We start from the raw sequence: 25,944 nt of genomic DNA, 5'->3' as shown, positions 1-25,944 counted from the left end.
TCCGTTCGCGAACCGGCGACGTGATCCTGGTACCGAGCCTACGACCCGCCCCGGTCTGACCACTGAACTCTAAAAAACTGAGAAGCGGCCGATGACGAACATTGTCTTTAACCACGCCACCGTGCGCGAGAGAGCAGATATGTTGACCTTTCTTCGTCTCTGCGCAGAGCGGGGACTGAAGACAGTATCCATATGGGGGGACGAAATCGCCAAGGTGGGTGAGACTGACGCTCTCTCCGTTTTGCACGATTTCGGACTGACTGTGTCAGGATACAACCGTGTCGGGCCGTTGACAGCGAATTCCCTTGACCGGGCCGAAGCGGAACTCGAGCGGGCCGCCAGATTTGGAGCTGACCATGTCTTCCTGTTTACCGGAGGCTTTCAAGACAATGAAAAAGATCTGGGGGCGGCAAGACGACGGGTCGAGGATGCAATCGGCAAAGTTCTCGACAGCGCCCGAAAGATTGGCGTGAAGCTCGCGATTGAGCCGCTTCATCCTATGGTCACGGGGGACCGCGCCCTCATCTCCAGCCTCTCGCATGCAAATTCTATCTGCGAAGCACTGGGGCCGGGCATTGGAGTGGTTGTCGATGTCTATCATTGCTGGTGGGACGAGCGACTTGCTGCCGAGATTGAGCGCGCGGGTGACGCAGGCCGGCTTCTTGGTTTTCACGTCAACGACTGGCTGCTTCCGACACGGCATCTTCTGACCGATCGGGGCATGATGGGTGACGGGATCATAGACCTGCCCGGCATCTATGCGATGGTCCGAAAGGCCGGATACAAGGGAGCGGTCGAGGTGGAGATCTTCTCCACCGACTGGTGGTCTCGCGATCCGGCGGAGGTGATCGATATCGCCATCAATCGCTGCCGTAGCCTGTTCTGCGAGGAATGAAATCATGCAAGTGAATATTCCCAACCTCAACGGCAACTCGCGCATCTATGCTGTGTTTGGCGACCCGATACACCAGGTACAGACACCGCGGCTGATCAACCCGATCTTTGCTGCCGCCGAGGTCAACATCTTCGCGGTGCCTTTCCTGATAACCGCCGAACACTTCGCAACGGCATGGGATTGCTTCTCCGCCATCCCCAACCTCTGCGGTATCAGCACCACGGTCCCTCACAAGGTGGCGGCGGCCAAAAGATGCTCAACACTTACCCCGACGGCGAAGGCGGTCGGCGCCGTTAACTGCGTCCAACGCGGCGAGGACGGCCAGATGAACGGCGCGCTCTTCGATGGCGTGGGCTTCGTCGAAGGGCTCGGAGAGGCAAAATCCCGCCTGCGCGGCGCCCGCGTGCTGATTGTCGGAGCAGGGGGGGCAGGCCGCGCGATCGCCTTCGCGCTGGCTGAGGAAGGCGTAAGCAAGATTAACCTCATGGACCTCTCGGCTGCATCCGTCGCCTTCACGGCGGCTATGGTCAATACCGCCCGTGGTGAAGAATGCGCGGTCGCCGTCGATGGGTCAGCGGGTTGGGACTACGATATCGTCATCAATGCATCCCCGATCGGCGTCAAGGGAGATAGCATATTCCCCATGCCGACTGACGCGATACGGCCCGAAATGCTCATCGCAGACATAGCCAGCCTAAGCAGAGAGACAGCCCTATTGTCCGCTGCCAAGACGGCCGGCGCGGCGGTCTCCGACGGGAATGACATGCTGCTTGCACAAATCCGCCTGATGGCAGGCTTTGCCGCAGGTTTGCCGGCAGGAACAGCGCTTTAAACACCTAACAAAGAGCGAAAGATTACATCATGAAAATCCAGGCCCAGGGCATTGTCCCCGTCATGCTTACCCCCTTCACGCCGGATAACCGGATCGACTGGCAAGGCCTCGAGCAACTTGTGGAGTGGTATATCGCCAACGGTGCAGATACGCTTTTCGCTGTTTGCCAGTCCAGCGAGATGCAGAAGTTGTCACTGGAAGAGCGAGTTGCGCTTTCCAAAAAGGTTGTCTCGCTAGCGGCCGGGCGTGTGCCGGTCATCTCATCGGGACACATTAGCGACAGCCGCGATGACCAGCGCGCCGAACTTGTGGCAATGGCCGGGACCGGAATTGACGCGCTTGTGCTGGTCAGCAACAGGCTCGACACAAAGAATGAGGGAACCGAAGCATTTCGCTCCAGCCTCGCCGCCATCATGAGCTGGCTTCCGAGCGACCTGCCCCTCGGTCTGTACGAATGCCCAGCGCCGTATCGTCGTCTCTTGAGCGATGACGAATTCAAGCTGTGCCGCGACACAGGCCGTTTCGTAACGCTGAAGGACGTTTCCTGCGATCTCGAAACGGTGAAGCGACGTGTCACGCTCTCCGGCGACTCCGGCTTTGCGATTGTCAACGCTAATGCCGCCATTGCAGCCGCCGCCATACGCGCAGGTTCGAAGGGCTTCTCTGGCGTCTTCACCAATATCCATCCAGACCTCTACGCCTGGCTCTACAAACACGCATTCGATGACAGCGATCTGCGCCGCGAACTTGAAATATTCCTGGCGCTCGCCGCAATGGCTGAGCCGATGGGATATCCCGGCCTTGCCAAGGTTTGGCACAAGCGCCTCGGTACGTTCGATAGCATTCATTCTCGTGTCACGGACTATGACATTGCTGAACGCCACTGGGCGGTCATGGATCTGCTCGATCATATTGAAGCCGGGGCAAAAAGATTTCGCGAGCGGATCACGCAGGAATCTTAGTGGATGGCATCGCCCCGACAAGGAGCTCAATAGCAACAGCCCTGCATCGTCATCCATCAGGCAGCGCCGACCGGATGGCCTTCGAAGAGATCAACATGAACTCTCATACAACCGCCACCGAAGCCATCACGCTGGCTCGTCAACTCCACAGCCTGCGCCGCGACGGAAAGCAGGTTCCAACAGAGCAACTGGTCTCGGTGCCCACCTCGCCTGAGAGCGCCATGGATGTACAACGGGCGCTTTCGAAACTTGAAGGGGCAGACATTCCCGCTTGGAAAGTCGCAAAATCGCCAGGTGGCGCACCGGTTGCCGCTCCGCTCTATCCCTATTGGGATAACCCGGACGGTGCGGCATTGACGTGGCGATCCGGGCTGAAGATCGAGGTGGAAATTGCCGTCAAGCTAAGCAATGACCTTCCCGTCCAGGCCGATGCGCTTTACGGGCGAGCAGATATCGAGGCTGCAATCTCCGACGCCTATCTCGGCACAGAGCTGGTCTGGAGCGGTATTTCGGAAGGAGGCAGCGTCTCTTTCCTCGCCTTTCTGGCAGACCGCCTCGGGAACATGGGCTACGTAAAAGGACCGGCTCTACCTCTGGCCGTCCTTCGGCCCGGCTCGAATTTTCCGTTGAGGATACAGCTTGACGCCCAAGTGATGTTCGACGCGGACGCACAGCATCCGGCCGGAGACCCGCTCACCTGGCTCTGTGATTACGCGAATGATCGCACGCGACCTGCTGCATCGCTGAACGCAGGATCGATTGTGACGACGGGAAGCCTGTGCGGCGCGCTCGACGTTGCCGCGCCGGGCAACATCGGCATCAAGTTGGGTGCTCTGGCTGTCATGAATATCGCGCTGTCATCAACTGGAAGACTTTGAAAAACGGCCTGTAACAACGTGCATTTCGTCCAACCGAAGGGGCCTTGAGCAACGTTCGTCCGGACCCGACCTGAGACAGCAGTTCGCAATGCGTATGCAAATACACGATCAGCACAATAATCCATGCAAGGGAGATGCCGATGATTATAAACACTTTTTCCTATCTCTGGAAATCGAATGCAATGGATGCGATGTCCGAACTCCTCCAACACGGTTTCACGGTGTTTGAGGTGCCGGTCAGCTCCCCCCATTGCTGGCCGGACGATATGCCGGCAGGATTGCGTTCCGACGTGCAAAAGCTGCTCACGGACCACGGCGCGCGTGTCAGGTCGCTGAATGCTGGCGGGTACGATATCAATCTGGCTAGCCCGGCCGCGAATATGCGGCGCAAGAGCGCAGACCATATCAAAGATGTCATCCAACTGGCTGTCGACTGGGGAGTAAGCGATGTCGTCATCTCGCCGGGAACGCGACGACCGATGATTTCCCCAACGATACCGCAAGCATTCGGATGGCTGTCCGAGAGTCTCGATACGCTTCTACCGGTTGCAAAGCAGGCTGGCGTGCGTCTGCTTATGGAGAATACGCCATATTGTTTCAGACCGACGATCGAAGAACTGGTCAGCGTGGTTGAAGAAATTCAAAGCGACAATTTGAGGATTGTCTACGACGTCGCAAACGCCGCCTATATCGGCGAGGATCCGGTCGCAAGCCTTCTATCCCATCACGCGCACATAGCTCTCGTGCATATCTCGGATACGGGCACCGACGTGTGGGGGCACGATCCCATCGGCACGGGGGTCATCGATTTCAAAGCGCTTGGACGCGCCGTCGAGTCGGTCTTCGACCCTGATCTCGTTGTCCTTGAAATAATTCGGGAAGAGCAGCCACTCGTGGAAATTCAGAATGGTCTTCAGGAACTGGAAAAACGGGGCTGGAAGGCCGCATGACAACTGCCCGAAACAATGGCCAACATTACTGCACCTTTCGAAGCTTCTTCCAAGGAAAACCATCGGCGCAGACAAAGAGACATTCCATATTATCTCAGTACTATAGTGGAGAACCATCATGAGAGTTTTAGTGAGCGGAGGAAGTCGCGGAATTGGTGCGGCAGTCTGCATCAGAATAGCCGAAGCCGCAGCTGCCAGAGGTGAACATGCACAGATCGCGGTCTGTGGGATGGGTTCGTCAGAGCCCCAGGAAGATGTCGCGCGCTCCCTGCGGGCCATGGGTGCGGACGCCATCGCGTTGACCGGAGACCTTAGCGATATCGACGTGGCCCCATATCTCGTGGAGACGGCGGCTTCCGAATTTGGTGGTCTCGATGCACTTGTCGCCAATGCGGGAGTGGCAAGTCCGGGCAATATCTGCGACCTATCGGTGGAGGACTGGGACAGGATGTTCGCGGTCAATCTGCGAGGGGCATGGCTTCTGGCCAAATATTCCTACCCTCATCTGAAGCAGAGCAAGGGTGCAGCGTGCTTCACATCGTCGATGTCTGGGCAGATACCCCACGCGGGATCAGGTGCATACAGCCCGACAAAAGCGGCACTGACGATGCTTGCCCAAACTCTTGCGCTTGAGTGGGCACCGGATGGCATTCGATCAAACGTTGTCTCTCCGGGAATGACACACACGCCGATGTCGGCGAAAATGTATGCCGATCCGGCGATCAAACGGGCTAGAGAGGAACTCATTCCACTTTCGAGGATCGGCGAGCCGGTGGATATTGCGAACGCGATCGAGTTCCTGATCAGCCCGCTCGCAAGTTTCATCACTGGGCAGGATCTCTGCGTCGATGGCGGCTTCAGTAAATCGATACTCAGCCACATTCCTGGCCGTCCCAGCTCTAAATAATGGCAGACACAATGAGCGGCTGGCATTGTTCGAATTAACATGCCAGTTCGCTTATATAGCCAAAACCGTCAGTGCATTTCCAGACTTGGTGGAGATAAAGTGTTTCAACCACTTACCACCATGTATTGCAGTACACCTGCCGTCACGATCTCTCTGTCGCGGTCGTTTGCGTGACGCGAAACCAGAACCTCGATATCGTCCCATAAGCCGATAAGGCCGCGATCGAACATCCAATGTGCCGTTCCAGAGAGCGCGATGCCATTCGACAGAATATCCGAGCCATCCGCTTCAACGGGGCGAATATGACCAAAAGCTTCATCAAGACCAAAGACGGCGTCGACATCTTTTTCAATGGCTGGGGCGCAAGGATGCGCAACCGATCGTGTTCCACCACGGGTGGCTGCCGCTACAGCTTGGCGATCTCATCAATGACGCCGGAAGACGATCCACATGAAAACCTGAAACGTGTCATCCAGGCGGGCAGCGCCGACGGGATCATCATCACCCGAATGGTAGCGGATGACCCGCGACAATACCCAGATTTGCCGCTACCTCTCCGTGCCGCTGATTGCCCATTCCGTCGATATGGTTACAGTTGGTCGCAATCTGGTCGAAAGTCTCATTCATCAAATCGAGCAGCCTGAAATGCCAGCCCAACAGTTGGTCATGTTTGGTGAACTTCAAAGATCTAGTTTCTAACCGGCAACCTTGACCTTGATATTCATGGTTACGACAAAGATCACACTCTCATCACATACAATTCCGCGTCCTGACCCGAATTGCGGCATGATGGTTTAAAACAGTCTGTTATCAAACCGACGGAGAGACAAGTTCACGCTTGACGATGCTCATCCTAAAAGTTTTAACGCAATGGCATGGGTACGAAAGCTTCTGAATTCCCAATGCGCCGCTTGATTGTAAAAAGGGACGTTTGCGGAGAAATCACTACCCTTGAAACAACAGAACGAGATGAGAGCTTCAATGATCGCGGACGTTAGAGCTGCTCCGAAGGCTAGGCGAAGCCAGGCAGAACGTTCCGACGAAACCCGGAAGAAGCTCTGTCAAGCAGCGCTCGATGCCATGAATGAAGTCGGCTATGGCCGATTTTCAACGGAAGACGTCGCGTTGAGGGCTAAGGTGTCACGCGGGGCGCTGACCCACCAGTTTCCCAGCCGCAATGCCCTGATCATCGCTGCGTTTCAATATCTTATCTCGTCGTGGGAAGACGACTGGCATTCCATCGTTGAGGAGAGGCGCAAGCTAAGTCCCGACGAAGTCACGGAATTCCTGTGGCAAAAGCTGTTCCAAGCCGACAATTACGTTGCCTCATTGGAAATCATGCTGGCATCACGCAACGATGACGAACTGGGCATCGGGATTCGGGACATTATGGTCCAGTGGGCGGCGAGCCGGGATAAGGCAATCGCAACGCTTCTGGGCGTATCACTGGACCGGCCTGAAACCGACGAGTTCATCCAACTTAGCCTGTGTGTGCTACGCGGCATCGCACTTCACAGCAGTTTCAGCTCCAACTCCAACCACGACCTGCAGCGCAAGCTGCTGGATCGGTGGAAGTCCATGCTGATTGCGACAAACGGCCAGTGAGCTTTAGTGGTCGTATTGAAACGAAGCACCGCGATCAGCAAACAACCGGTCTCCGAGACCAGATAATCGAGCTTCGACAAACCCGCTTGAGGGCTTCAAAACAAAGCGCCACCTGAAAAGGTGAGCCCCTACTATGAGACGAAATTCGGGCGGCCGAAGGCGCCTTCTGCGTCCTTAGTCATCAACCGCCGGCAATGTCGACAAAAAAATACAAAGCAGCCAAGCACTTGGGATATTTATCGACCGCAACCCGATATGCTCACTAATTAGGCATAAAAAATGTTGCATCGCAAAAACGCAGATATAAGCATTTTCCCTATTTACAAACAGACATGTCCGTTTTTATCATTCACGGAACACAATGGGGAATTTCATGAACAGCTACATTTTCTTCGGTGGCAAAGTCCTTGATGTCGACAACGGCACTTTGCTGGACGGCGTCGAAATACTCGTCGAGGGAGACCGGATCGCCCGCGTTTCGACGGACGTGATCGACGCCCCCGACGCCGAGCGTATCGACCTCCAAGGTCGCACGCTGATGCCCGGCCTCATCGATGCGCATGTGCATGTCATCGCCACGCTCGTCGATCTTGCCAGGAACGCCGAACTGCCTTCGTCTCTGATAGCCCTGCGCTCACGCGAGATCATGCATGACATGCTGATGCGCGGCTTCACCACCGTCCGCGACCTCGCAGGTGCCGATCTCGGCCTCAAAATGGCCGTCGAAGAGGGGCTCATCGACGGGCCGCGATTGGTCATCTGCGGAAAGGCTCTGAGCCAGACTGTTGGCCATTGCGACTATCGCAGCCGCCATGACAAGCGCGAATTGCACGTCGCATCCCTCGGCGCCCTCGGCCGCATCGCCGACGGCGTGGACGAGGTGCGCCGCGCCGCCCGCGAAGAGATCAAGGGCGGCGCCGACTTCATCAAGATCATGGCCAATGGCGGCGTGTCCTCGCCCAACGACCCGATCCACGTCCTTCAATACTCCCGCGAAGAAATCCTTGCGATCGTCGAGGAAGCGGAAAACTACGGCATGTACGTTGCCGCCCACACCTATTCCGACGCCTCGATCCGGCGCGCGGTGGAATGCGGCGTCAAGTCGCTCGAACATTGCAACCTGATCACCGCCGAGACCGCGAAACTCGCAGCCGAAGCCGGTGCCATTGCTTGCCCAACGCTTGTCGCCTATGAAGGACTTGCGCTCGAAGGCGCCGCTTTCGGGCTCGGCGCGGACTCGCAGGCCAAGATTGACACGGTGCGTGTCGCGGGTCTGGAATCCCTTCGCATCATGCACGAGGCCGGCCTGCCGATGGGCTTCGGCTCCGACCTTCTCGGCCAGTTGCACAAGTATCAGTCGATGGAGTTCTCAATACGCGGCAAGGTTCTTCCAGCCCGTGACATTCTCTATTCGGCAAGCCGTGTTTCCGCAAAGCTCTGCATGATGGAAAACCAGATCGGCGTCATCGCAGAAGGCACCTATGCCGACTTCATCGTCGTCAACGGCGACCCGCTTCAGGATATCGAACTTTTGGCACGGCCAGAGGAAAACCTTTCGGCGATCGTTCGCGGCGGCCAGTTCTACAAAAACACCCTCGGTGGCTGACCCGGATGATCAAGGGAAACACCATTCCTGAAAAAACGGGCCGCTGGCTGATCCGCGGCATCAATCTGGTTGCTCTTGGATTGATGCTGTTACCGTTGCTCCTCGTGTGTTGGCTGTCGGTGATTTCAAACGAAATCCTCTCGCTTCCGGTGGAGGGCTATTCGCTTCACTGGTATCAGGAGGCGTTTCGCCAGCCGCAGTTCCTCGAGGGCTTTGTCCTCAGCATGCTGGTGGCGGCCTTCGCCGCCGCCGCCGGGCTTGCCGTCTCCATTCCCGCCGCCATCATCATCGTGCGGCGAGCGTTCCGGGGCCGGGCCGCGATCCTGCAACTGTTGATGTCGCCGCTGACCGTTCCAGCCATCGTGATCGGCGCGTCGCTCTATATCACCGTGGTCGAGATCGAGATCGCCACCGGCCTGCCGCTGTCCGGTTCCGTGGGTGTGTTCGTTATGGGTCATATCCTGCTCACCATTCCCTGGTGCATCCGTCTGCTGGTCGCATCGCTGGAAGGCGCCAATCTGTCGATCGAAGAGGCCGCCGCAAGCCTTGGCGATACACCGGCCGGAATCATATGGCGTGTGACGCTGCCGCTGATCCGGCCTGGCATCTTCGCCGCCGCCGTATTTTCCTTCGTGGTCAGTTTCGGCAATCTCGAAGTGTCAATTTTCCTCGCCAGTCCCGGTCAGGTCACGCTTCCCGTGGCGATGATGCAGTATCTCGAATGGAAGATCGATCCGACGATTGCCGCCGTCTCGGTGCTGCAGGTGGCGTTCGTCGCCGCCGCACTGATTATATCAAATCGTTTCGTCAATATTTCCAGGATTGTGTGATGGCCAACGTCAATATTGCCGGCTTGGGGAAAAACTACGGTACGTTCCGCGCCGTCTCCGATGTTTCACTAAAGATCAACGAAGGCGAATTCCTGATCTTTCTCGGCCCCTCCGGCTGCGGCAAGACCACGACCCTGCGCATGATGGCCGGTTTCATCGAGCCAGACGCCGGCCGGATCGAAATCGGCGCGCGCGACGTGACACATGAACCACCGCACCGGCGAAACATCGGGCTGGTCTTCCAGAACTATGCGCTATTTCCTCATCTCTCGATCTTCGAGAACGTCGCCTTCGGCTTGCGCCGCCGAAAGGTGGCGGAAAATGACATCCGCAAGCGGGTGGGAGATGCACTCGATCTCGTCAAGCTTTCGCATCTGGCCACCCGTTTCCCGAAGCAGCTTTCGGGCGGGCAGCAGCAACGCGTGGCCATCGCGCGGGCGCTGGCCATACGCCCAGACATCCTGCTTCTCGACGAACCGCTGTCGAACCTCGACGCCAAGCTTCGCCTTCAGGTCCGCGACGAGCTGCGCAGCCTGCAAAAATCCCTTGGCATCACCACCATCATGGTAACGCACGATCAGGAAGAGGCGATGTCGGTCGGCGACAGGCTTGTGCTGATGCAGGCCGGCGTGATCGAGCAAATCGGTTCCGCCAGCGATCTCTATAATACGCCTGCCAATCGCTTCGTCGCAGATTTCATCGGCCGCACCAACTTCCTGAAGGGAGTGGCCGTCGACGGCGGCGGCTTCAGAACCGCAGATGGCGTTCTGCTGCAAACCGCTTTCCAGCGGGCCGGAGCTGACGAAATCCTCGTTCGGCCCGAAGCCATTCGCCTGACGCGCGAAGCGACGACGCAGGGCCAGAACTGCTTTCGCGGGCGTCTCGACCGCTGCGTATTCCTCGGTGGCATGATCGAGGCGGATATCGAACTCGACGGCGGCACGCGGCTCAAAGTCGTGACCTCGCCGCGCGAACTCGCCGTCGAGGGCATCTCCGGCGAGGCGAACAGCCCGATCTTCGTGAGCGTCGCAGCGAAGGACGTCGTTCCACTCTGAGCTAAAGCCGGCGCGTCGCCGGCCACATCGAGCATCAGATTTCAATCAAAAAAAGGGGAACTCAAAAATGCCGAACATCACTCGTCGCACCTTTGGAATACTGTCTGTCAGTGCCCTTATGTCGTCCGCTCTGCCGAGCTTTGCGCAGGCTCGCGGTCGCGTCATCGTCGGGACCTGGGGTGGGGACTACCAGAACCTTCAGCAGGCAAACATCGTCGATACCGTTCTCAAGGACAGCGGCCTGCAGGTCGTATTCGACCCGGCGGCGGAAACCGTTCGCAAATCCAAAATTCTTGCCGAACGCCGCCTGCCGCGCGGCACGATGGACGTCGCCTGCATGACGCGGCAAGGCACCTATGAAATGTATGTCAACGGCGCTCTCGAGGAGCTCGATGAAAGCAAGGTGCCGAATCTTGCCAAGGTCCATCCGTTCCTGCGCACCAAGTATTCCGTCCCGCATATGTATACGGGCCGCGTCATTCTCTACAATCCGAAGGAAGTGAACCCGGCGCCGACCTCCTATGCCGATCTCTGGGACAAGAAATATGCCGGCCGCGTCGGCGTCATCGACATCCAGTATCAGAACACCATCGAATCTGCGGCCATGGTCGCCGGCGGCGGCCCCTCGAATGTCGAGCCCGGCAAAGAAAAGCTGCTGGAGCTGAAGAAGCAGGGCGTGAAAATCTATCCCACCAACGAAGCCATGGCCCAGGCCCTGAAAACGGGCGAAGTCGTCATGTGCATCATGTGGAATGCCCGTGGGTTCATGTGGAAGAACGCCGGCATCGATGTCGAGGTCGCCATTCCCAAGGAAGGGCTCGCGCTTTACATCTCCGATGTGGGCGTTCCCAAGAACGCCCCGAACAAGGAAGCGGCCTTCGTCTATCTCAACGCCATGCTTGACGAGCGCCCGCAGGCGGCCTTTGCCGCCAAGATGGGCTATGCGCCGCCAAACTCCACGGTCAAGCTCGATCCCGCGCTGGCGGCCGTCATCGACTACAAGACTGACCAGCAGTTCGTTCTCCCCGATCTGGACTACATGGCCAAGATCGATGTCGGCCTTCAGAGCTGGTGGGAAAAAGACTTCAAGTCCTGAGAACTAGAGATGATGTGCGGCTGCCCGCGTTGCCAAGGCGCGGGCGGCTGTCGCCAGTCGTACCCTCGATCCGGAGCCGGGTAATGCAGAAGAACAATCTCTCCGCAGCGGGAATGCTCATGCCCGCGACAGCCATCGTGCTGCTCTTCATGGCGCTGCCATTGCTGTATCTCTTGCGCTACAGCATGAACAGCTATGTGCCGGGCCAGTTTATGGTGAGCGATTTCACACTCGCCAACTTCACCGCCTTCTTTGCGGACAGCTATTATCTTAATGGAATGCGCACGACGATTTTCATGTCGTTCGGCGTGACCGTCGTTTGTCTCGTTCTGGGCCTGCCGCTGGCCAACTGGATTTCGCGCAAGCAAGGCAGCATAAAGACCGTACTGCTGATGATGATCATCCTGCCGCTGTTCATCTCGAACGCGGTTCGGGCCGCTGGCTGGATGGTGGCCTTTGGCCAAAGCGGCGTGCTTAATTACGCCCTGCTTTCCCTCGGTGTTATTTCGACGCCTCTCGAGATCATGTACACGCCGTTGGCCGTTTTCGTGGGCATCGTTGCGGTCAACCTTCCTTATGTCGTGTTGACACTGCAAAGCGTTCTGGAAGGGTTGGACGAAAACGTCGAATATGCGGCGGCCAGCCTCGGCGCCAGCCCGCTGGAAAATTTTGTTCTGGTCAAGCTTCCCCAGATCGTGCCCGGCCTCCTGGCGGCTTTCGTCCTGTCGTTCATTCTGACCATGAATGCCTATGCGACACCCGTTCTCCTTGGTGGCCCGTCGTTTCGCATGATGGCGCCGATGATCGTCGGCGAAATTCTCAACAAGGCGAACTGGCCCTTTGGTGCAGCGCTGTCCTTTATCCTCCTCTCCGTCACGATCTCGATTACCGTCGTTGCGGGATATTACGTGAAACGGAAATACTAACCAGTGCGCGAGGATCCCTTCCTGCTGCTTCCGTTGTTTTCATAGGGGTTGAAATGCTCGAAATTATCGAAGTAACACGACATTTTGGTGGGGTTCAGGCCCTCGCCGGCGTCGACCTTAAAATCAATGAAGGCGGCATCATCGGCATGATCGGGCCTAACGGCGCCGGCAAGACGACCCTTTTCAACTGCATATCCGGTGTCCTGCCCGTGTCGAGCGGCGAAATCCGCTTCAAGGGCGAGCGGATCGACAGGATGCGGCCCGACCAGATATCCAGCAGGGGCCTCGTTCGCACCTTCCAGATCGCCCGCGGTTTTCCACGGCTGACCGTGCTTGAAAGCCTCCTGCTATACGGAACGGACCAACCGGGTGAAGGCCTGGTGCAGGCGCTGACGCGTAGCAGGACGAGCATCCGCCGGGAGGAGGAGTTACTCGACAAGGCGCTGAAGATCGCCGAACGCCTCAAGCTGTCGCACGTCATCGACAACAAGGCATCCGACCTTTCCGGCGGCCAGAAGAAGCTGCTCGAGATCGGTCGCGCCCTGATGCGCGATCCCGGCATGCTTCTGCTTGACGAGCCAATGGCCGGCGTCAATCCATCTCTGGTCAGGGAGATCGGCGAACGCCTTGTCACCATTGCGAAAGAAGGCGTGACCATCGTGCTGATCGAACACCAGATGGATCTGATTTCACGGCTCTGCGACCACGTCGTCGTCATGGCCGACGGCAGGAAGATGATCGAGGGCACGTTCGATTTCGTGGCCGGCAACAAGGAAGTTCAGAACGCCTACATGGGAAGCCGCAGATGAGTGTCCTGACCGTCGAAAATGTCATAGCCGGCTATTCCGCAGGCGACCAGATTCTCAAGGGTGTCAACTTCCGTGTGTCGTCGCGAGAAATCGTCTGCATCGTCGGCCCAAACGGCGCTGGCAAGTCCACCCTCCTCAAAACCATCGCCGGTCTGCTGCGCCCTTCGGAGGGCCGCATCGTCTATGATGACGCGCCGATCAGCGGCCTCAAGCCCCACGATGTCTCCCGCCACGGTATCGCCTTTGTACCGCAGGAGCACAATGTCTTCGGCAACATGACGGTCTACGAGAACCTTGAGATGGGCGGCTATATCGCGCCGAAACATTTCCGCTCCCGCGCCAGCGAGGTCATGGCGCACTTTCCCGTTCTTGCAAAGAAGAGGAGCCAATTGGCGCGGACGCTCTCCGGCGGCCAGCGGCAATTGCTGGCCGTCGGCATGGCGCTGATGGTCGACCCGAGCCTCATACTGCTCGATGAGCCGACCGCCGGCCTTTCTCCGGCCGCGGCCGACGAGCTTTTCCAGGAAATCCGTAAGCTTCGAGATTCCGGCAAGGCTATCGCGCTGGTGGAACAGAACGCCCGCGAAGCCATGGAAATATCCGACCGCACCTACATCCTCGTCGATGGAAAGAACAGCATCGAGGGGCCATCCGAAGACCTGCTTGCGAACGAGGACATCAACCGGATGTTCCTCGGGGGTTGATCCAACACTTCTGCCAACTGAACAAAAAGGGGAATGCCATGAACAGAAGAGAATTCCTTTCCGCATCATCCGCCATCGTTGCCGGCAGCCTGTTTGCGCCAGCAATCCTACGTGCCGAAACGGCTATCAAGCTCGGTGTGCTGACACCGCTTACAGGTGCCGGCGCCCAGGACGGTCCGCGTATGCTGAAAGCCATGCAGGCGGTGGTAGACGAGGTCAACAAGGCTGGCGGCGTGCTGAACCGCTCCATCGAGCTGATTGTCGAGGACGACCAGACCAACCCTGAAGCAGCGGTACGCGCCGCCCAGAAACTGGTTGGCGTCGATCGCGTTCCCGTCGTCATGGGCACCTGGGCGTCGGCCGTCACCTCGGCGGTGGCACCGGTCTGCTGGGAGAGCAAGACATGCCTCATGACCGTCTCGGGCGCCGACTCGATCACGCAGCTTCCCCACCAGGGCTACATCTTCCGTACCCAGCCGAACACGGCGCTTCAAGCCACGAAGCATGCCGAATATATCCTCTCGACCGGCGCGAAGACGGTGTTCTACGCGGCCGTGCAGACGCCGTTCGCCGCAACGATGAGGGACCAGATCGCCTCCGTTCTGGCATCGAACGGCGCCCAACTCGTCGGCGGGCTGGTATACGAACCATCGAAGTCGAGCTATCGCTCGGAAATCGACAGCGCCATCGCCGCCAAGCCGGACTTCATCTATCTCAACAGCTACGGGCCTGACCTGACGGTTCTGCTGAAGGATCTCTACCGCGCTGGCTATGAAGGCGGCCGCTTCACGCAGTCCTATGCCTACACAACCAAGGTGGCCGAAGGCATTCCCGCCGAAGTGACCGATGGTCTCGTAACCGCCCAGCCGTCGAGCGATATCGGCAGCGAAGCCTATGCGCTGGCGCAGAAGCGCCTCAACAACCCCTCAGCGGATTCCTACGAAGCGCAGGCGACGGACTGGATCAGTCTCGCCCTCCTCGCCATCCAGAAAGCCGGCAAGCCCGAAGGCCCGGACATCCGCGATTCCGTCCGGTCGATCTCGCAGGGTAACGGCGCCAAGACGTATTCGGCAGTCGATGGTCTGAAGCTTCTGCGCGACGGCAAGGATGTCAATTATGACGGCGCGAGCGGCAGTTGTGACTTCAACGAAAAGGGCGACATCATCGATTGCCGCTTCCGTTACAGCGAAGCCAAGGGCGGCAAGATCCAACTGATCAAAATCGTCTGACCGGGGACAACAGATGAACGTTCTCCAACTCATCGCAAACGGAATCATGGCGGGAAGTGTTCTCGCCATACCGGCCATCGGATTGACGGCCATGTATTCCGTTCTTCGTTTTCCCAATTTCGCAATCGCGTCCCACGCCACCGTGGGCGCCTTCGCGGGTTGGGTGGCTAATGTCGAGTTCGGCCTGTCGGTCATCCCCTCGATGATGATCGCGCTTCTGGTCAGCGGGCTCGTGGGCCTGCTGACGGACGAGTTCATCCTCAAGCCGTTCCGGGCCGCTGGCGTCATCACCACCGCCATCGGTTCACTGGCATTGACGATCGGTCTGGAGAACCTCGTCCGCCTGTTCTACGGCAGCGATCTTCGCGGCTATGACCTGCCTCTGGCGCGCGATATCACCGTGCTCGGCATCCATCTCGGGCCGCAGCAACTCAAGAACCTGGCGGTGTCGGTCGTCACGATGGCGCTCGTCTTCGGCTTCTTGTCCTTCACTCGCATGGGAAAGGCGATGCGCGCGGTTGCCGATAACGCCCGGTTGGCCGACATCAAGGGGATCGATTCGCGCGTGGTGGCGCGCATCGCATCCTTCATGGGCATGGGGCTGGCAGGCCTGGGCGGCATGCTGCTCGGCCTCGATTCCTCCATCGATCCCATGACGGGTTCGCGCGCCATGCTGCCGATCTTTGCCGCAGCGGTGGTCGGTGGGCTCGGCAGCATTCCCGGCGCCGTCGCAGGCGCCCTTTTTGTCGGTGTCGCCGAGGAACTGTCGCTGCTCGTGCTGCCGGCCAGCTACAAGTCGGCAATCGCCTTTGTCGCGATCATCCTGATCCTGACGCTCCGCCCGCAAGGGCTTCTTGGTCGCGAGGCTCAATAGTCATGGAAATCTACATTATCAGCATCTCCGTCGTGGCCGGCATCTATGCCGTCATGGCGCTCGGCCTGAATGTCATGTGGGGTATGGCGGGGCTCGTCAATCTCGGCCTCGTCGGCTCTGCGGCCGTCGGTGCCTATACCAGCGCCATCCTGACCAAGACGCTCGGCCTGCCAATTCCGGCCGGCATCCTCTGCGGCACGATCGCAGCCGCCTTGGTCGGCGCCGGCCTTTCCATGGTCACCCGCCGGCTGAAGGATCACTATCTTGCCATCGTGACCCTCGGCTTTGCCGAAACCATCCGCATCATCGCTTCCAACGAGATATGGCTGACCAACGGCACAGATGGGATTTCAGGCATCGCAGGTCCGTTCCGTTCCGACGTCAGCCTGCTGCAATTCAACCTGATCTATCTCGGTATCGTCATTCTGGTGCTCGCCGCCCTTTATGTCTGCTGCCAGCGCATTCTCTATTCGCCGTTCGGCCGCGTGTTGCGCGCCGTCCGCGACGACGACGTGGTCGTCAGCGTCGCTGGCAAGAACGCACAGGTCTTCAAGGTGCAGGCATTCGCCATAGGCAGCGGCATCGTCGGCTTGGCCGGTGGCCTTTATGCCCACTACACCTCGTTCATCTCGCCGGATCTTTTCGTGCCGCTGCTGACGCTATACGTGAAGCTTTCGCTTCTCGTTGGCGGCGTCGGCAACAATCGCGGCGCGGTGGTGGGCGCCGGGCTTATCATCCTCATCCTCGAGGGTACGCGTTTCGTCATCCCCTTCGTTCCCTATATCACGCCACCGCAGGGCGCTGCGATGCGTGAACTGTTCCTCAGCGCGACGCTTTTGATCGTTTTGAGGTTCAGGGTCACTGGCCTCATTCCGGAAGCCCAGGATCACCCCGTCATACTCCGTTCCGCAGCTAAGGCCGCCGGTACTCCAAGCACAGCATCCTGAAAGGAATAACCCCCATGAAAATCAAGACGCCGATCCTCGATGACGTCGCACGTCTGGTTTCGGTCACTACGGCTCGCAACGATATTACGGAAAGCGCGCAGGTTCTGGACGAGATTATCCAGGAACGATACGGCCGCAAGCTCTTTACCCTGTTGCGTGTTGTCGAAGGCGGCAGCGCCGTTGAGCGCCTTCACTCAAGCGACAATGTCGCCTACCCGCCGCTGGGCCGCAAGAAGCGTGAGGACACCGTCTGGGGACGGGTTGTGTATGGTGAGGGCAATGTCCTTATCTCGAAGAATCCTGAAGATATCCGGGCAAACTTCGCCGACCACGACGCCATCTTCGGCCTCGGCGTCAACAGCATGATCAATATTCCCGTCGTCTGGGACGGCAAGGTGATCGGCTCGGCTAACCTGTCGCACCAAGACGTGGGTTATTTCGAGGAAAAGGACGGCGACCACCTGCGCATGCTTGTCGGCATCGTCGCACCCGTCGTCGCCGGCACACTCGATTGAACGGGACGCCTCCGGCATACATCGGCACAATTCATTCGGAAGAACGATGATGATGGCGGTGGGTTTCAAACAGGCGGCGACCGTCCCGGATCGTCACGAAAGGCCTGTCGCGCTTCTCCGGCAGGGCCCGTCGTCTGCTGACCCTGCCATTCCCCCATCATTTCAGGAGAACTGATCCACAATGGCTACCCTGTTCACCAACGCCCGCATATTCGATGGCGTGCAGACTGCGCTGATCGATGGCCTGCAAGTTCTCGAGGTCGATGGCGTCATTCGTGACGTCTCGTCTTCGCCGGCCATACCGGAAGGAACGCTGATCATCGATTGCGGCAGCAAGACGCTGACGCCGGGCCTGATCGATGCGCATGTGCATGTCATTGCCAACAGCGTCGACCTGAGTGCAGGCAAATTTTGGCCTTCCTTCGTCTTCACACAGGCCCGCTACATCATGGAGGGCATGCTGCAGCGTGGTTTCACGACGGTTCGCGACGGCGGCGGCGCAGATGCAGGCCTCGTCCAGGCCGTCGAGCAAGGGCTCATCGCCGGACCGAGGCTCGTCATTTCCGGCCTCGCCTTAAGCCAGACCGGCGGCCACGGCGACATGCGATCCGTCCTGCTCGGGCCGGGCGAAAAGACCAGCAATAATGTCGGTAGCTCGATCGCGCGGATCGCAGACGGCATATCACAGGTTCGAGAGGCCGCCCGCGATGAACTTCGGAAAGGCGCGCATTTCATCAAGATCATGGCGTCTGGTGGCGCAGCATCTGTCACAGACCCGATCGAAAACCTCCAATATTCCGATGGGGAATTGAAAGCCATTGTCGAAGAGGCCCGTGCCTGGAATACTTATGTCATGGCGCATGCTTATACGCCCCGCGCCATCATGGCTTCAATCAACGCCGGTGTACGCACAATCGAACACGGCAACCTGATCGACGAGCCGACCGCCGACCGCATGAGCCGGGAAAATGTTTATCTCGTTCCCACCCTCGCCGCGTCCGATATCCTCACGCAATTCGCTGGCAAATACGGCTTCTCCGCCAACAGCATGCACAAAATTTCGCAGGTCAGGGATCAAGGCCTGAAGGCTGTCGCAATTGCACGCAAAGCGGGCGTGAAGATTGGTTTTGGAACCGACCTGCTTGGTATCGAACTGCACGATTATCAGGGTGAAGAATTCACGCTGAGAGCAAAGGCGGAAAACACGGTCGATACACTTATCTCCGCCACCAGCGTTAATGCCGAGATGATGATGATGGGCGGCCGGATCGGCGTTATCAAACCCGGCGCGCTCGCAGACATTCTCGTTGTCGATGGCGATCCGACCATAGATTGCTCCGTCTTCACCCGACACGGCGAAAACATTGATGTTATTATGAAAAGCGGTACGCTGTTCAAAAACAGGCTATGATAGTAAAAGAAAATTTGCGCGCAACGTTGCTTTAAACCCATGTCGGTCTGATCGCGCGCAAACATATTCTCGCCAGCGCGACCGACCGCTGCAGTGGACGTGGCGGTTGGCACGACTGTGGCACCCGGTCAGTCATGACGATAAAGGAAATGAGGTTTCCGAACGCCACATGCCTTACTTTGCGGTTTTTAGCGCGCAAGCTCCGCGAATGCTTACGGCCGGGAGAGCCCAAACGTCTTCCTGATGCCGCTATCCAATGCCTTGGCTGGAACAAACCGCTTCAGGCGACTGAGAAGCGTAGCCTGTTTTCCAACCGGCCTGCGCATTTTGTGAGGACCTTTGATCGCTGCCATGATTTCGGCAGCAACAGTCTGCGGACTGCTTGCCGTCTTAATGGCGGAAAGAACGGCCTCATTGGATTTGGCTAATTGATGAGCGTAGTCGTCAATGCGCGTCTCCGTCTGCTTCGCATTGACATCGAGACTAGTCCTCGTGAACGTTGGTTCGACCAAGACGGAGCGAATGTTGAATTGCCGCACTTCATGGTCAAGCGTTTCAGACAGTCCCTCCAGGGCATGCTTGCTGCTGGCATAAAGGCCCATATAAGGTGCGGGGAGGAAGCCGAGGACCGAGCTGACATTGACAATCAGGCCGGAGTTCTGCTGCCGCATCGCGGGCAATACCGCGCGTATCATGCGCAGTGGGCCAAAGAGATTGGTTTCAAAAAGGGCCTTCGCCTCATCGTCCGACGTGCTTTCGACCGGCCCGACAAGAGAGACGCCTGCATTGTTCACCACGACATCAATCCGACCTGAACGGGACAGAACCCAATCGACGAATTGCCTCACTGACTCGTCATTGTCCACATCGAGACGTCCGTACTCGACACCAGGAACCGGTCCACTTTTGTCCGGATTGCGCGATCCTGCAAATACCTTGAACCCATTCTGTGACAGCAACCTCACGGTCGCCTGCCCTATACCGGAGGATGCTCCGGTCACCACAACAATCTTGTCTCTCGACATCTACGCTCTCCAAAATTAGCGTGGGATTAGAAATCAATTTAGATTTCGTTTGTAATCTATAATTCAATTAGATTGCAAGCGAAATAAAACGCATTTGCAGAAATTGAGGAGGCGGATGGTCAGTCCATCCGACACGTGGGTGAGTCGCCTCGACGCGGGAAACATCGGTCGAGTTAATGCGGCAGTTCTCGGCGGACGGGTGACAGGTGTGACGGATGCTTATGCCATCAAGTTACGCCGTTCGCCTGTCCGCTGTCGGATTGCCAAGCGCGCGCTGGAACGCGGATCGTTGCTCGCCTCTTTCGACGTAGTCCTGCAAGCCAGGGCTATCCAGCAGAATATCAGAGTGCTTGAGCGGCCGGAGTACACTCACCATCATAAGATCACCGGCGCCGAACTGATTGCCCTCAAGCCAATTTTTCCCTCCAAGCGCATCGCCCAGTTGCTGGAGCCGCTGACTGAGATGACCAACGCTGCCGGAGGCGATACAGGGTTCGATCGTATTGACTGCTGCAAACATCCACATGATGGAACGCGAGCGCGCATTCGCTTCATCGGGAAGGAGGCCGGCGAAACGCTGTGCTATGTGAAGCACGATCGCACCGGATTCGAAAAGAATGAGATCGCCCTCCTGGTAGATCGGCATCTGGCCGAACGGCTGCATTTCCAGATATTCGGGGCGGCGCATCTCGGAAAAAGTCAGGTGCCGTAGAGTGTAAGGCTGTCCGACTTCCTCGAGAGCCCACCTTACGCGCATATCCCGGTGATATCCCCTACCCCCGTCCGGAGGATGTTTGAAGATGGATACGACAGGGTTCATGTCAAGACTCCTCATTGGCAGGATTAAAGCGGGACGAAGGCAGGGCTCCCGAGAGGATCCTGTGGGCACGCAACGCACACACCACATCTCGCCAAACAGTATGGTCCCTCCGCAGCTTCGTCTGCTGCGGAGGGAGGGGTGGCTATTCCGCAGCAAGCGAATGCTGAGCTGCTTCCGTATTCCCGTGCTCCGTCGAATGCATTTCTGTCTTGGGCGGCTTGATCCGGAACCACGCCGCATAGAGAGCGGGCAGGAAGAGCAGGATGATGAGCGTGCCCACCGCCGTTCCGCCGATAAGCGTGTAAGCCATAGAACCCCAGAAAACCGAATGCGTCAGGGGAATGAAGGCGAGGACCGCGGCAAGCGCCGTCAGGATAACCGGCCTCGTTCTTTGCACGGTCGCTTCAATCACGGCGTGATAATCATCAAGACCTGCCGCCTTGTTCTCCTTGATCTGCTCGGTCAGGATCAACGTGTTGCGCATGAGGATGCCCGCCAGGCCGATAAGACCCAGGATCGCGTTAAACCCGAAAGGCTGGTTGAACAGGATCAGGGTCGGCACGACGCCTGCAAGACCGAGCGGTGCTGTCAGCATCACCATCGTCATCGTCGACAGGCTGCGTACCTGAAGGATGATGACGATCAGGGTCGCTGCGATCATCAGTGGGAACACCTTCACCAGGGCGGTATTCGCCTTGAGTGACTCCTCGATATTGCCGCCCATCTCGATTGTGTAGCCAGCAGGCAGAGATGCAACGAGTGGCTGAAGAGCGGTCATCACCTGTTGCGAAACCTCCGGCGGTTGTGTCGCCTCGTTAATGTCAGACCGGACCGTCACCACAGGCGTTCTGTCACGACGCTTGAGGATCGGCTCTTCGAAGCGCACCTCCGTGTGGCCGATCTGATCGAGGGGGATCGCACGGCCGTCTCTCGTCACGAGCGAGAAGTCGGCGAGTCTTGCAGGATCGAGGCGGATTTCACCGGCACTTCTGGCCACGACAGGAACGTTTCGGATGTTCTCACGAACTTGCGTGACGGGAACACCACTCAGCAGGAGCTGTATCTGCTGGGCAGCCTCGGCGGACGACATGCCGATGAGGTTCAGGCGATCCTGATCAGGAACGAACCGGACAACAGGTGTTCGGTTACCCCAATCACGGTTGGCATTTCTGACGTCAGGTACCGAACTCATGAGAGCAAGTGCCTGCTCGGAGATTTTGTACAGCTCTTCGGCGTCCGATCCTTTGATCCGAAACTCGACAGGGAATGGCGTGTAGGGGCCGAAGACGAGTTGCGTCACGCGGACGAATGCCTCGGGCGCCAGCCCTTGCGCAACGGCTTCCCGCAGACGCAGCTTCAGCACCTCACGCTCATGTGCGTCAGATGTCAGCACAACGATCTTAGCAAAGGCAGGATCGGGCAGTTCGGGCGACATGGCGAAGAAGAAGCGGGGGGCGCCCTGGCCGATGTAGCTGGTGGCGATCTTCGCTTCGGGTTGTTGCTTCAACCAGGCCTCTAGTTTTTTGACCGTAGCTGTCGTGGTTTCGATGCTTGTGCCTTCAGGCATGCGCACTTCCACCAGCACTTCGGGACGATCCGATGTGGGGAAGAACTGCTGCTTCACCGCACCCATCCCGACGACCGAGAGCGCCATGACGACGCCGACAATGGCGCAGGTCAGGAATTTGTGCTTGACGGTGAATTCGATCGCACCGCGCAGGCGTCTGTAGTTCGGCGTATCGTAAATCGCATGATGGCCGCCTGCCACCGGTTTGATATCGGGCAACAGCTTTACGCCGAGATAGGGCGTAAAGATCACCGCTACGAACCACGAAACAATCAGTGCGAAACCGACGATCCAGAAGATATTGCCGGCATACTCGCCCGCTGCAGAGGCGGCAAAACCGACCGGCATCAGGCCGATAATGGTCACAAGCGTGCCCGATAGCATCGGTGCCGCAGTGTGGCTCCAGGCATAGGCAGCCGCCTTGATGCGGTCCATGCCCTCTTCCATCTTAACGACCATCACCTCGATGGCGATGATAGCGTCATCGACAAGCAGGCCAAGTGCCAAGATCAATGCACCGAGCGTGATGCGGTCGAAGAAGCGCCCCGTCTCGAGCATGATGATGAAGACGACCGCAAGGGTCAGCGGAACGGCCAGAGCCACAACGATGCCCACCCGCCAGCCGAGCGCAATGAGGCTGACGAAGAGCACGACGCCGAGGGCCATGGCGAACTTCACCATGAATTCACCCACCGCCGCGTCAATGTTGACGGCCTGATCGCTGACCTTGGTCAGCGTTATGCCAAGGGGTAATGACCGTGCAATCTGGCCGGAGCGTTCCTCGAGAGCCTTGCCAAGCTCCAGACCATTCCAGCCCTGCTGCATGACCACACCGAGCATGATGGCCGGCTCGCCGTCATGACGGATGACATAGCCTGCCGGCTCCTGATAACCCCGGCGTACCTCAGCAATGTCGGAAAGCTTCAACGCACGGCCGGAAGCGACGATGGGCGTATCAGCGATAGACTGAACACTGTCATAGGCACCGTCGAGACGAATGAAGACCTGCGGACCCTGCGTATCTATCGACCCAGCGGGCGTAACGGTATTGCGCCGTTGAAGGGCTGCGGCAATGTCCTGAGGAGATATGCCGAGCGTGGCAAGCTTCTCATAGGAGAACTCTACGAAAATCTGCTCGGGCTGTTCGCCGAGAATGTTGATTTTCTTCACGCCGGGAACATGGAGCATGTCCTGCCTGATCTTTTCGGCTTCCCGGACCAGATCGCGCATCGGCATGCCCTGCGCCTTGAGAGCGTAAAGGCCGAAGCTGACGTCGGAATATTCGTCGTTCACGAACGGTCCCAGAACACCCTGCGGCAGGTTTCTGGCTTCATCGCCGAGCTTCTTGCGCGCCTGATAAAATTCTTCGGCAACGGCGCCTGGCGGCGTATTGTCCTTGAGCGTGACGGTAAGATAGGCAAAACCGGGACGCGTGGTTGTCTCGACCCGGTCATACCAGGCCAATTCCTGAATGCGCTTCTCCAGCGGCTCGGCAACGAGATCCTGCATCTCGCGTGCGGTTGCGCCCGGCCAGACCGTGGTGACCGTCAATGTCTTGATGGTAAAGGAGGGGTCTTCCGCGCGTCCCAGCTTGACGAAGGCATAGACGCCGGCAAGCGACAGAAGGACGATAAAGAACAGCGTGACGGCGCGTTCGCGAACCGCAAGGGCGGACAGATTGAGGTTCATCAGTTTGCCGCCTCTTTTGTCCCAACGTTGGTGCGAACTTGCGCTCCATCCTTCAGAAGATGTGCGCCAAGCGCAACGACCTCCTCTCCCGGCTTGACGTTGGTCACGACCACATTCTCTTCGCCCACCCGCTCCACGTTCACATCACGAAACTTCACGACGGACGATTGCTGATCGATCACCCAGACGCCTGTGCGCGTCCCGTCATCCAACAGAGCGCCTATCGGCAGTTCGGCATGATCCTGCACATCCCTGTTCTCGATCTCGATGGTGACGGTCGACCCCAGAGGCGCATTTGCAGCACCCCCTTCTAGCACCCAGCGCGTTTCATAGGTGCGGGTCTGCTGATCGGCAGAATCGGAGATCTGGCGCAGCTCGGCTTTTTCCGCATTTTTTCTACCATAAACCGATGCGGAGGCCTGAGCTCCAATGTCAGGACGCATGGTTTCAGGGAGCCAGACAATCGCTTCGCGCGGACCAGACTTCGCGAGCCGGACAACCGGCTGCCCGGCGGTTACCACCTGGCCCGGTTCACCGAGCGTCTCGACAATGGTTCCATCCGCATCGGCAACAAGAACCGTATATCGGGCCTCGTTTTCGGCAACATTCGCCTCAGCCTGAGCGGCGGCCAACTGTGCCGTCGCCGTATCCAGCAGGGCTTTCGATCGTTCATATTGCTGCGTCGAGGCGGCAGAGGTCTTCACCAGCACGGCAAAGCGTTTCTCATCGGCATTCGCTTGGACAAATGTCGCCTGTGCTGCAATGACAGCGTTTCGCTTGGCGGTCAGAGCAAGGCGAAGATCAGTCTCGTCAAGCCTCATCAATGGCTGTCCAGCGCTTACCTGCTCCCCGACGTCGACAAAACGTTCAACGATCTTGCCGGGAACGCGAAAGCCGAGATTACTCTGGACCCTAGCACCAACGGTTCCGGTAAAGCTGCTGCTCGAATTACCAGGGAGCCTGGCCGTCGCGAGGTTGACCAGTGGTGCCAAGGTCCGGGGATCGGCAGCCTTTGCCTCTGGCGCCTGCGCCGGAAGCAGCAGTGCTGCGGCTCCGCCTGCGGCCAGCGCCAGCACTGCTGCTGCAGTGACAACAAGTTTCCGTTTCATTTCATCGTTCCTTCTTGACGGCCTGTTCAAAAATATTAGATTGCACTCTAACTCTAAAAGACATATAGATGTCAAATGAAATCTAATTGGAGATCCACATGAGAGTGAGCCGCGTACAGGCAGAGGAAAACAGGGAGAGGGTGATAAACGTCGCCAGCCGGTTGTTTCGAGAGCATGGTTTCGACGGGATCGGCCTTAAAGACCTGATGAAGGGTGCAGGCCTCACCCAGGGTGGATTCTACAAGCAGTTCGCATCGAAAGACGATCTTGCGGCGCTCGCATCACGGCGTGCTCTCGAGAGCGCCACGAGGAGGTGGTCTGATGCCGCAGCAGACACATCAGATCCCCTGGAATCGATCATCAGGTTCTACCTCTCCAAAGATCATAGTGGCGAGAAGGCAGAAGGATGCCCGCTTGTGGCTCTCGGCTCCGACGCTGCGCGTCAAACTGCCGAAGTGCGGCGCCCGTTTGAAGATGGTATCCGAGCGCATTTCGAGGTGCTCGAAGAACTCATCGGAGAGGGTGACGATATAGCTCGAAGCGAAAAGGCCATGGCAATATTGTCCACGATGGTCGGTGCGGTGACGCTGTCCCGGATCATCGAGGATGAAGCGCTGTCGACGGGTGTACTCGATGCGGCAGCGCGCGAGGTCCGGCGCATTGCTGGCCGCGATGGTGGCGACTAACACCCAGTTCTTGGATA

At 58.1% G+C, this 25,944-nt stretch carries 25 protein-coding genes and 1 pseudogene; 21 read left to right on the top strand and 5 right to left on the bottom strand.

Going from position 1 to position 25,944, the window contains the following annotated elements; translation table 11 throughout:
- Positions 1 to 91: 91 nt before the first annotated feature.
- The 6 genes from O8B93_RS16900 to O8B93_RS16875 all read left to right on the top strand — a co-directional run bounded on the left by O8B93_RS16900 (position 92) and on the right by O8B93_RS16875 (position 5,424).
- Complete coding sequence (locus O8B93_RS16900; protein ID WP_269711072.1) at positions 92 to 895, top strand: sugar phosphate isomerase/epimerase family protein; 804 nt, start codon at positions 92 to 94, stop codon at positions 893 to 895.
- A 4-nt stretch (positions 896 to 899) separates the two neighbouring features.
- Positions 900 to 1,727, top strand: a complete 828-nt coding sequence (locus O8B93_RS16895) for a shikimate dehydrogenase family protein (protein ID WP_269711071.1) — start codon at positions 900 to 902, stop codon at positions 1,725 to 1,727.
- A gap of 29 nt (positions 1,728 to 1,756) precedes the next feature.
- Entirely contained in the window at positions 1,757 to 2,689 is a 933-nt protein-coding gene (locus O8B93_RS16890; RefSeq protein WP_269711070.1) for a dihydrodipicolinate synthase family protein, read from the top strand.
- 74 nt (positions 2,690 to 2,763) lie between these two features.
- Positions 2,764 to 3,567: a 2-keto-4-pentenoate hydratase gene (locus O8B93_RS16885; RefSeq protein ID WP_269711069.1), complete on the top strand. Its 804-nt coding sequence runs from the start codon at positions 2,764 to 2,766 to the stop codon at positions 3,565 to 3,567.
- Positions 3,568 to 3,707: 140 nt separating this feature from the next.
- Complete coding sequence (locus O8B93_RS16880; RefSeq protein WP_269711068.1) at positions 3,708 to 4,517, top strand: sugar phosphate isomerase/epimerase family protein; 810 nt, start codon at positions 3,708 to 3,710, stop codon at positions 4,515 to 4,517.
- Positions 4,518 to 4,635: 118 nt separating this feature from the next.
- Positions 4,636 to 5,424, top strand: coding sequence for an SDR family NAD(P)-dependent oxidoreductase (locus O8B93_RS16875; protein WP_269711067.1), 789 nt, complete (start codon positions 4,636 to 4,638; stop codon positions 5,422 to 5,424).
- A 104-nt stretch (positions 5,425 to 5,528) separates the two neighbouring features.
- On the opposite strand, the pseudogene O8B93_RS16870 reads toward O8B93_RS16875, so the two are convergent.
- Positions 5,529 to 5,729, bottom strand: a pseudogene (locus tag O8B93_RS16870) (HNH endonuclease); the annotation flags it as partial.
- On the opposite strand from O8B93_RS16870, the gene O8B93_RS16865 reads away from it, so the two are divergent.
- From O8B93_RS16865 to O8B93_RS16800, 14 genes are all read left to right on the top strand, one after another.
- Positions 5,727 to 6,068 (top strand): type 1 periplasmic-binding domain-containing protein, encoded by a 342-nt coding sequence (locus O8B93_RS16865; protein ID WP_269711066.1) that lies wholly within the window; start codon positions 5,727 to 5,729, stop codon positions 6,066 to 6,068. The pseudogene O8B93_RS16870 and the gene O8B93_RS16865 overlap by 3 nt on opposite strands.
- Before the next feature lie 337 nt (positions 6,069 to 6,405).
- Positions 6,406 to 7,029: a TetR/AcrR family transcriptional regulator gene (locus O8B93_RS16860; RefSeq protein ID WP_269711065.1), complete on the top strand. Its 624-nt coding sequence runs from the start codon at positions 6,406 to 6,408 to the stop codon at positions 7,027 to 7,029.
- Between the two features lie 373 nt (positions 7,030 to 7,402).
- Complete coding sequence (locus O8B93_RS16855) at positions 7,403 to 8,635, top strand: metal-dependent hydrolase family protein (protein WP_269711064.1); 1,233 nt, start codon at positions 7,403 to 7,405, stop codon at positions 8,633 to 8,635.
- Between the two features lie 5 nt (positions 8,636 to 8,640).
- Positions 8,641 to 9,465 (top strand): ABC transporter permease, encoded by an 825-nt coding sequence (locus O8B93_RS16850; RefSeq protein WP_269711063.1) that lies wholly within the window; start codon positions 8,641 to 8,643, stop codon positions 9,463 to 9,465.
- A complete protein-coding gene (locus O8B93_RS16845) occupies positions 9,465 to 10,520 on the top strand; it encodes an ABC transporter ATP-binding protein (RefSeq protein ID WP_269711062.1) in 1,056 nt (351 codons plus the stop codon). The genes O8B93_RS16850 and O8B93_RS16845 overlap by 1 nt, the downstream gene beginning before the upstream one ends.
- A gap of 67 nt (positions 10,521 to 10,587) precedes the next feature.
- The gene (locus O8B93_RS16840) at positions 10,588 to 11,616 is read left to right on the top strand and encodes an ABC transporter substrate-binding protein (protein WP_269711061.1); all 1,029 of its coding nucleotides are present in this window, start codon (positions 10,588 to 10,590) and stop codon (positions 11,614 to 11,616) included.
- Positions 11,617 to 11,699: 83 nt separating this feature from the next.
- On the top strand, positions 11,700 to 12,542 hold the full coding sequence (locus O8B93_RS16835; RefSeq protein WP_269711060.1) for an ABC transporter permease: 843 nt from the start codon (positions 11,700 to 11,702) through the stop codon (positions 12,540 to 12,542).
- A 53-nt stretch (positions 12,543 to 12,595) separates the two neighbouring features.
- Positions 12,596 to 13,351: an ABC transporter ATP-binding protein gene (locus O8B93_RS16830; protein ID WP_269711059.1), complete on the top strand. Its 756-nt coding sequence runs from the start codon at positions 12,596 to 12,598 to the stop codon at positions 13,349 to 13,351.
- A complete protein-coding gene (locus tag O8B93_RS16825) occupies positions 13,348 to 14,055 on the top strand; it encodes an ABC transporter ATP-binding protein (RefSeq protein WP_269711058.1) in 708 nt (235 codons plus the stop codon). The genes O8B93_RS16830 and O8B93_RS16825 overlap by 4 nt, the downstream gene beginning before the upstream one ends.
- Positions 14,056 to 14,093: 38 nt before the next feature.
- Positions 14,094 to 15,284, top strand: a complete 1,191-nt coding sequence (locus O8B93_RS16820; protein ID WP_269711057.1) for an ABC transporter substrate-binding protein — start codon at positions 14,094 to 14,096, stop codon at positions 15,282 to 15,284.
- Between the two features lie 13 nt (positions 15,285 to 15,297).
- Positions 15,298 to 16,158, top strand: a complete 861-nt coding sequence (locus O8B93_RS16815; RefSeq protein WP_269711056.1) for a branched-chain amino acid ABC transporter permease — start codon at positions 15,298 to 15,300, stop codon at positions 16,156 to 16,158.
- Between the two features lie 2 nt (positions 16,159 to 16,160).
- Complete coding sequence (locus tag O8B93_RS16810; RefSeq protein WP_269711055.1) at positions 16,161 to 17,105, top strand: branched-chain amino acid ABC transporter permease; 945 nt, start codon at positions 16,161 to 16,163, stop codon at positions 17,103 to 17,105.
- 14 nt (positions 17,106 to 17,119) lie between these two features.
- Entirely contained in the window at positions 17,120 to 17,620 is a 501-nt protein-coding gene (locus O8B93_RS16805; protein WP_269711054.1) for a GAF domain-containing protein, read from the top strand.
- Between the two features lie 181 nt (positions 17,621 to 17,801).
- On the top strand, positions 17,802 to 19,031 hold the full coding sequence (locus tag O8B93_RS16800) for a metal-dependent hydrolase family protein (RefSeq protein WP_269711053.1): 1,230 nt from the start codon (positions 17,802 to 17,804) through the stop codon (positions 19,029 to 19,031).
- A gap of 212 nt (positions 19,032 to 19,243) precedes the next feature.
- On the opposite strand, the gene O8B93_RS16795 is transcribed toward O8B93_RS16800, so the two are convergent.
- From O8B93_RS16795 to O8B93_RS16780, 4 genes are all read right to left on the bottom strand, one after another.
- Entirely contained in the window at positions 19,244 to 20,056 is an 813-nt protein-coding gene (locus O8B93_RS16795; protein ID WP_269711052.1) for an oxidoreductase, read from the bottom strand.
- A 232-nt stretch (positions 20,057 to 20,288) separates the two neighbouring features.
- Complete coding sequence (locus O8B93_RS16790) at positions 20,289 to 20,876, bottom strand: glutathione S-transferase family protein (RefSeq protein WP_269711051.1); 588 nt, start codon at positions 20,874 to 20,876, stop codon at positions 20,289 to 20,291.
- Positions 20,877 to 21,018: 142 nt separating this feature from the next.
- Positions 21,019 to 24,132, bottom strand: coding sequence for an efflux RND transporter permease subunit (locus O8B93_RS16785; protein WP_269711050.1), 3,114 nt, complete (start codon positions 24,130 to 24,132; stop codon positions 21,019 to 21,021).
- Positions 24,132 to 25,241 carry an efflux RND transporter periplasmic adaptor subunit gene (locus tag O8B93_RS16780; protein ID WP_269711049.1) on the bottom strand — a complete coding sequence of 370 codons (1,110 nt, stop codon included), beginning with the start codon at positions 25,239 to 25,241 and terminating at the stop codon, positions 24,132 to 24,134. Before O8B93_RS16780 ends, O8B93_RS16785 begins: the two co-directional genes overlap by 1 nt.
- A 98-nt stretch (positions 25,242 to 25,339) precedes the next feature.
- Between O8B93_RS16780 and O8B93_RS16775 the strand changes: the two genes are divergently transcribed.
- Positions 25,340 to 25,927 (top strand): TetR/AcrR family transcriptional regulator, encoded by a 588-nt coding sequence (locus O8B93_RS16775; protein WP_269711048.1) that lies wholly within the window; start codon positions 25,340 to 25,342, stop codon positions 25,925 to 25,927.
- Positions 25,928 to 25,944 lie beyond the last annotated feature (17 nt).

Origin of the sequence: Martinezella rhizogenes (genome assembly GCF_027460065.1) — a bacterium.
GTDB classification, from domain to species: Bacteria; Pseudomonadota; Alphaproteobacteria; order Rhizobiales; family Rhizobiaceae; genus Agrobacterium; species Agrobacterium rhizogenes_C.
This window is presented reverse-complemented; position numbering and strand designations above follow the sequence as displayed.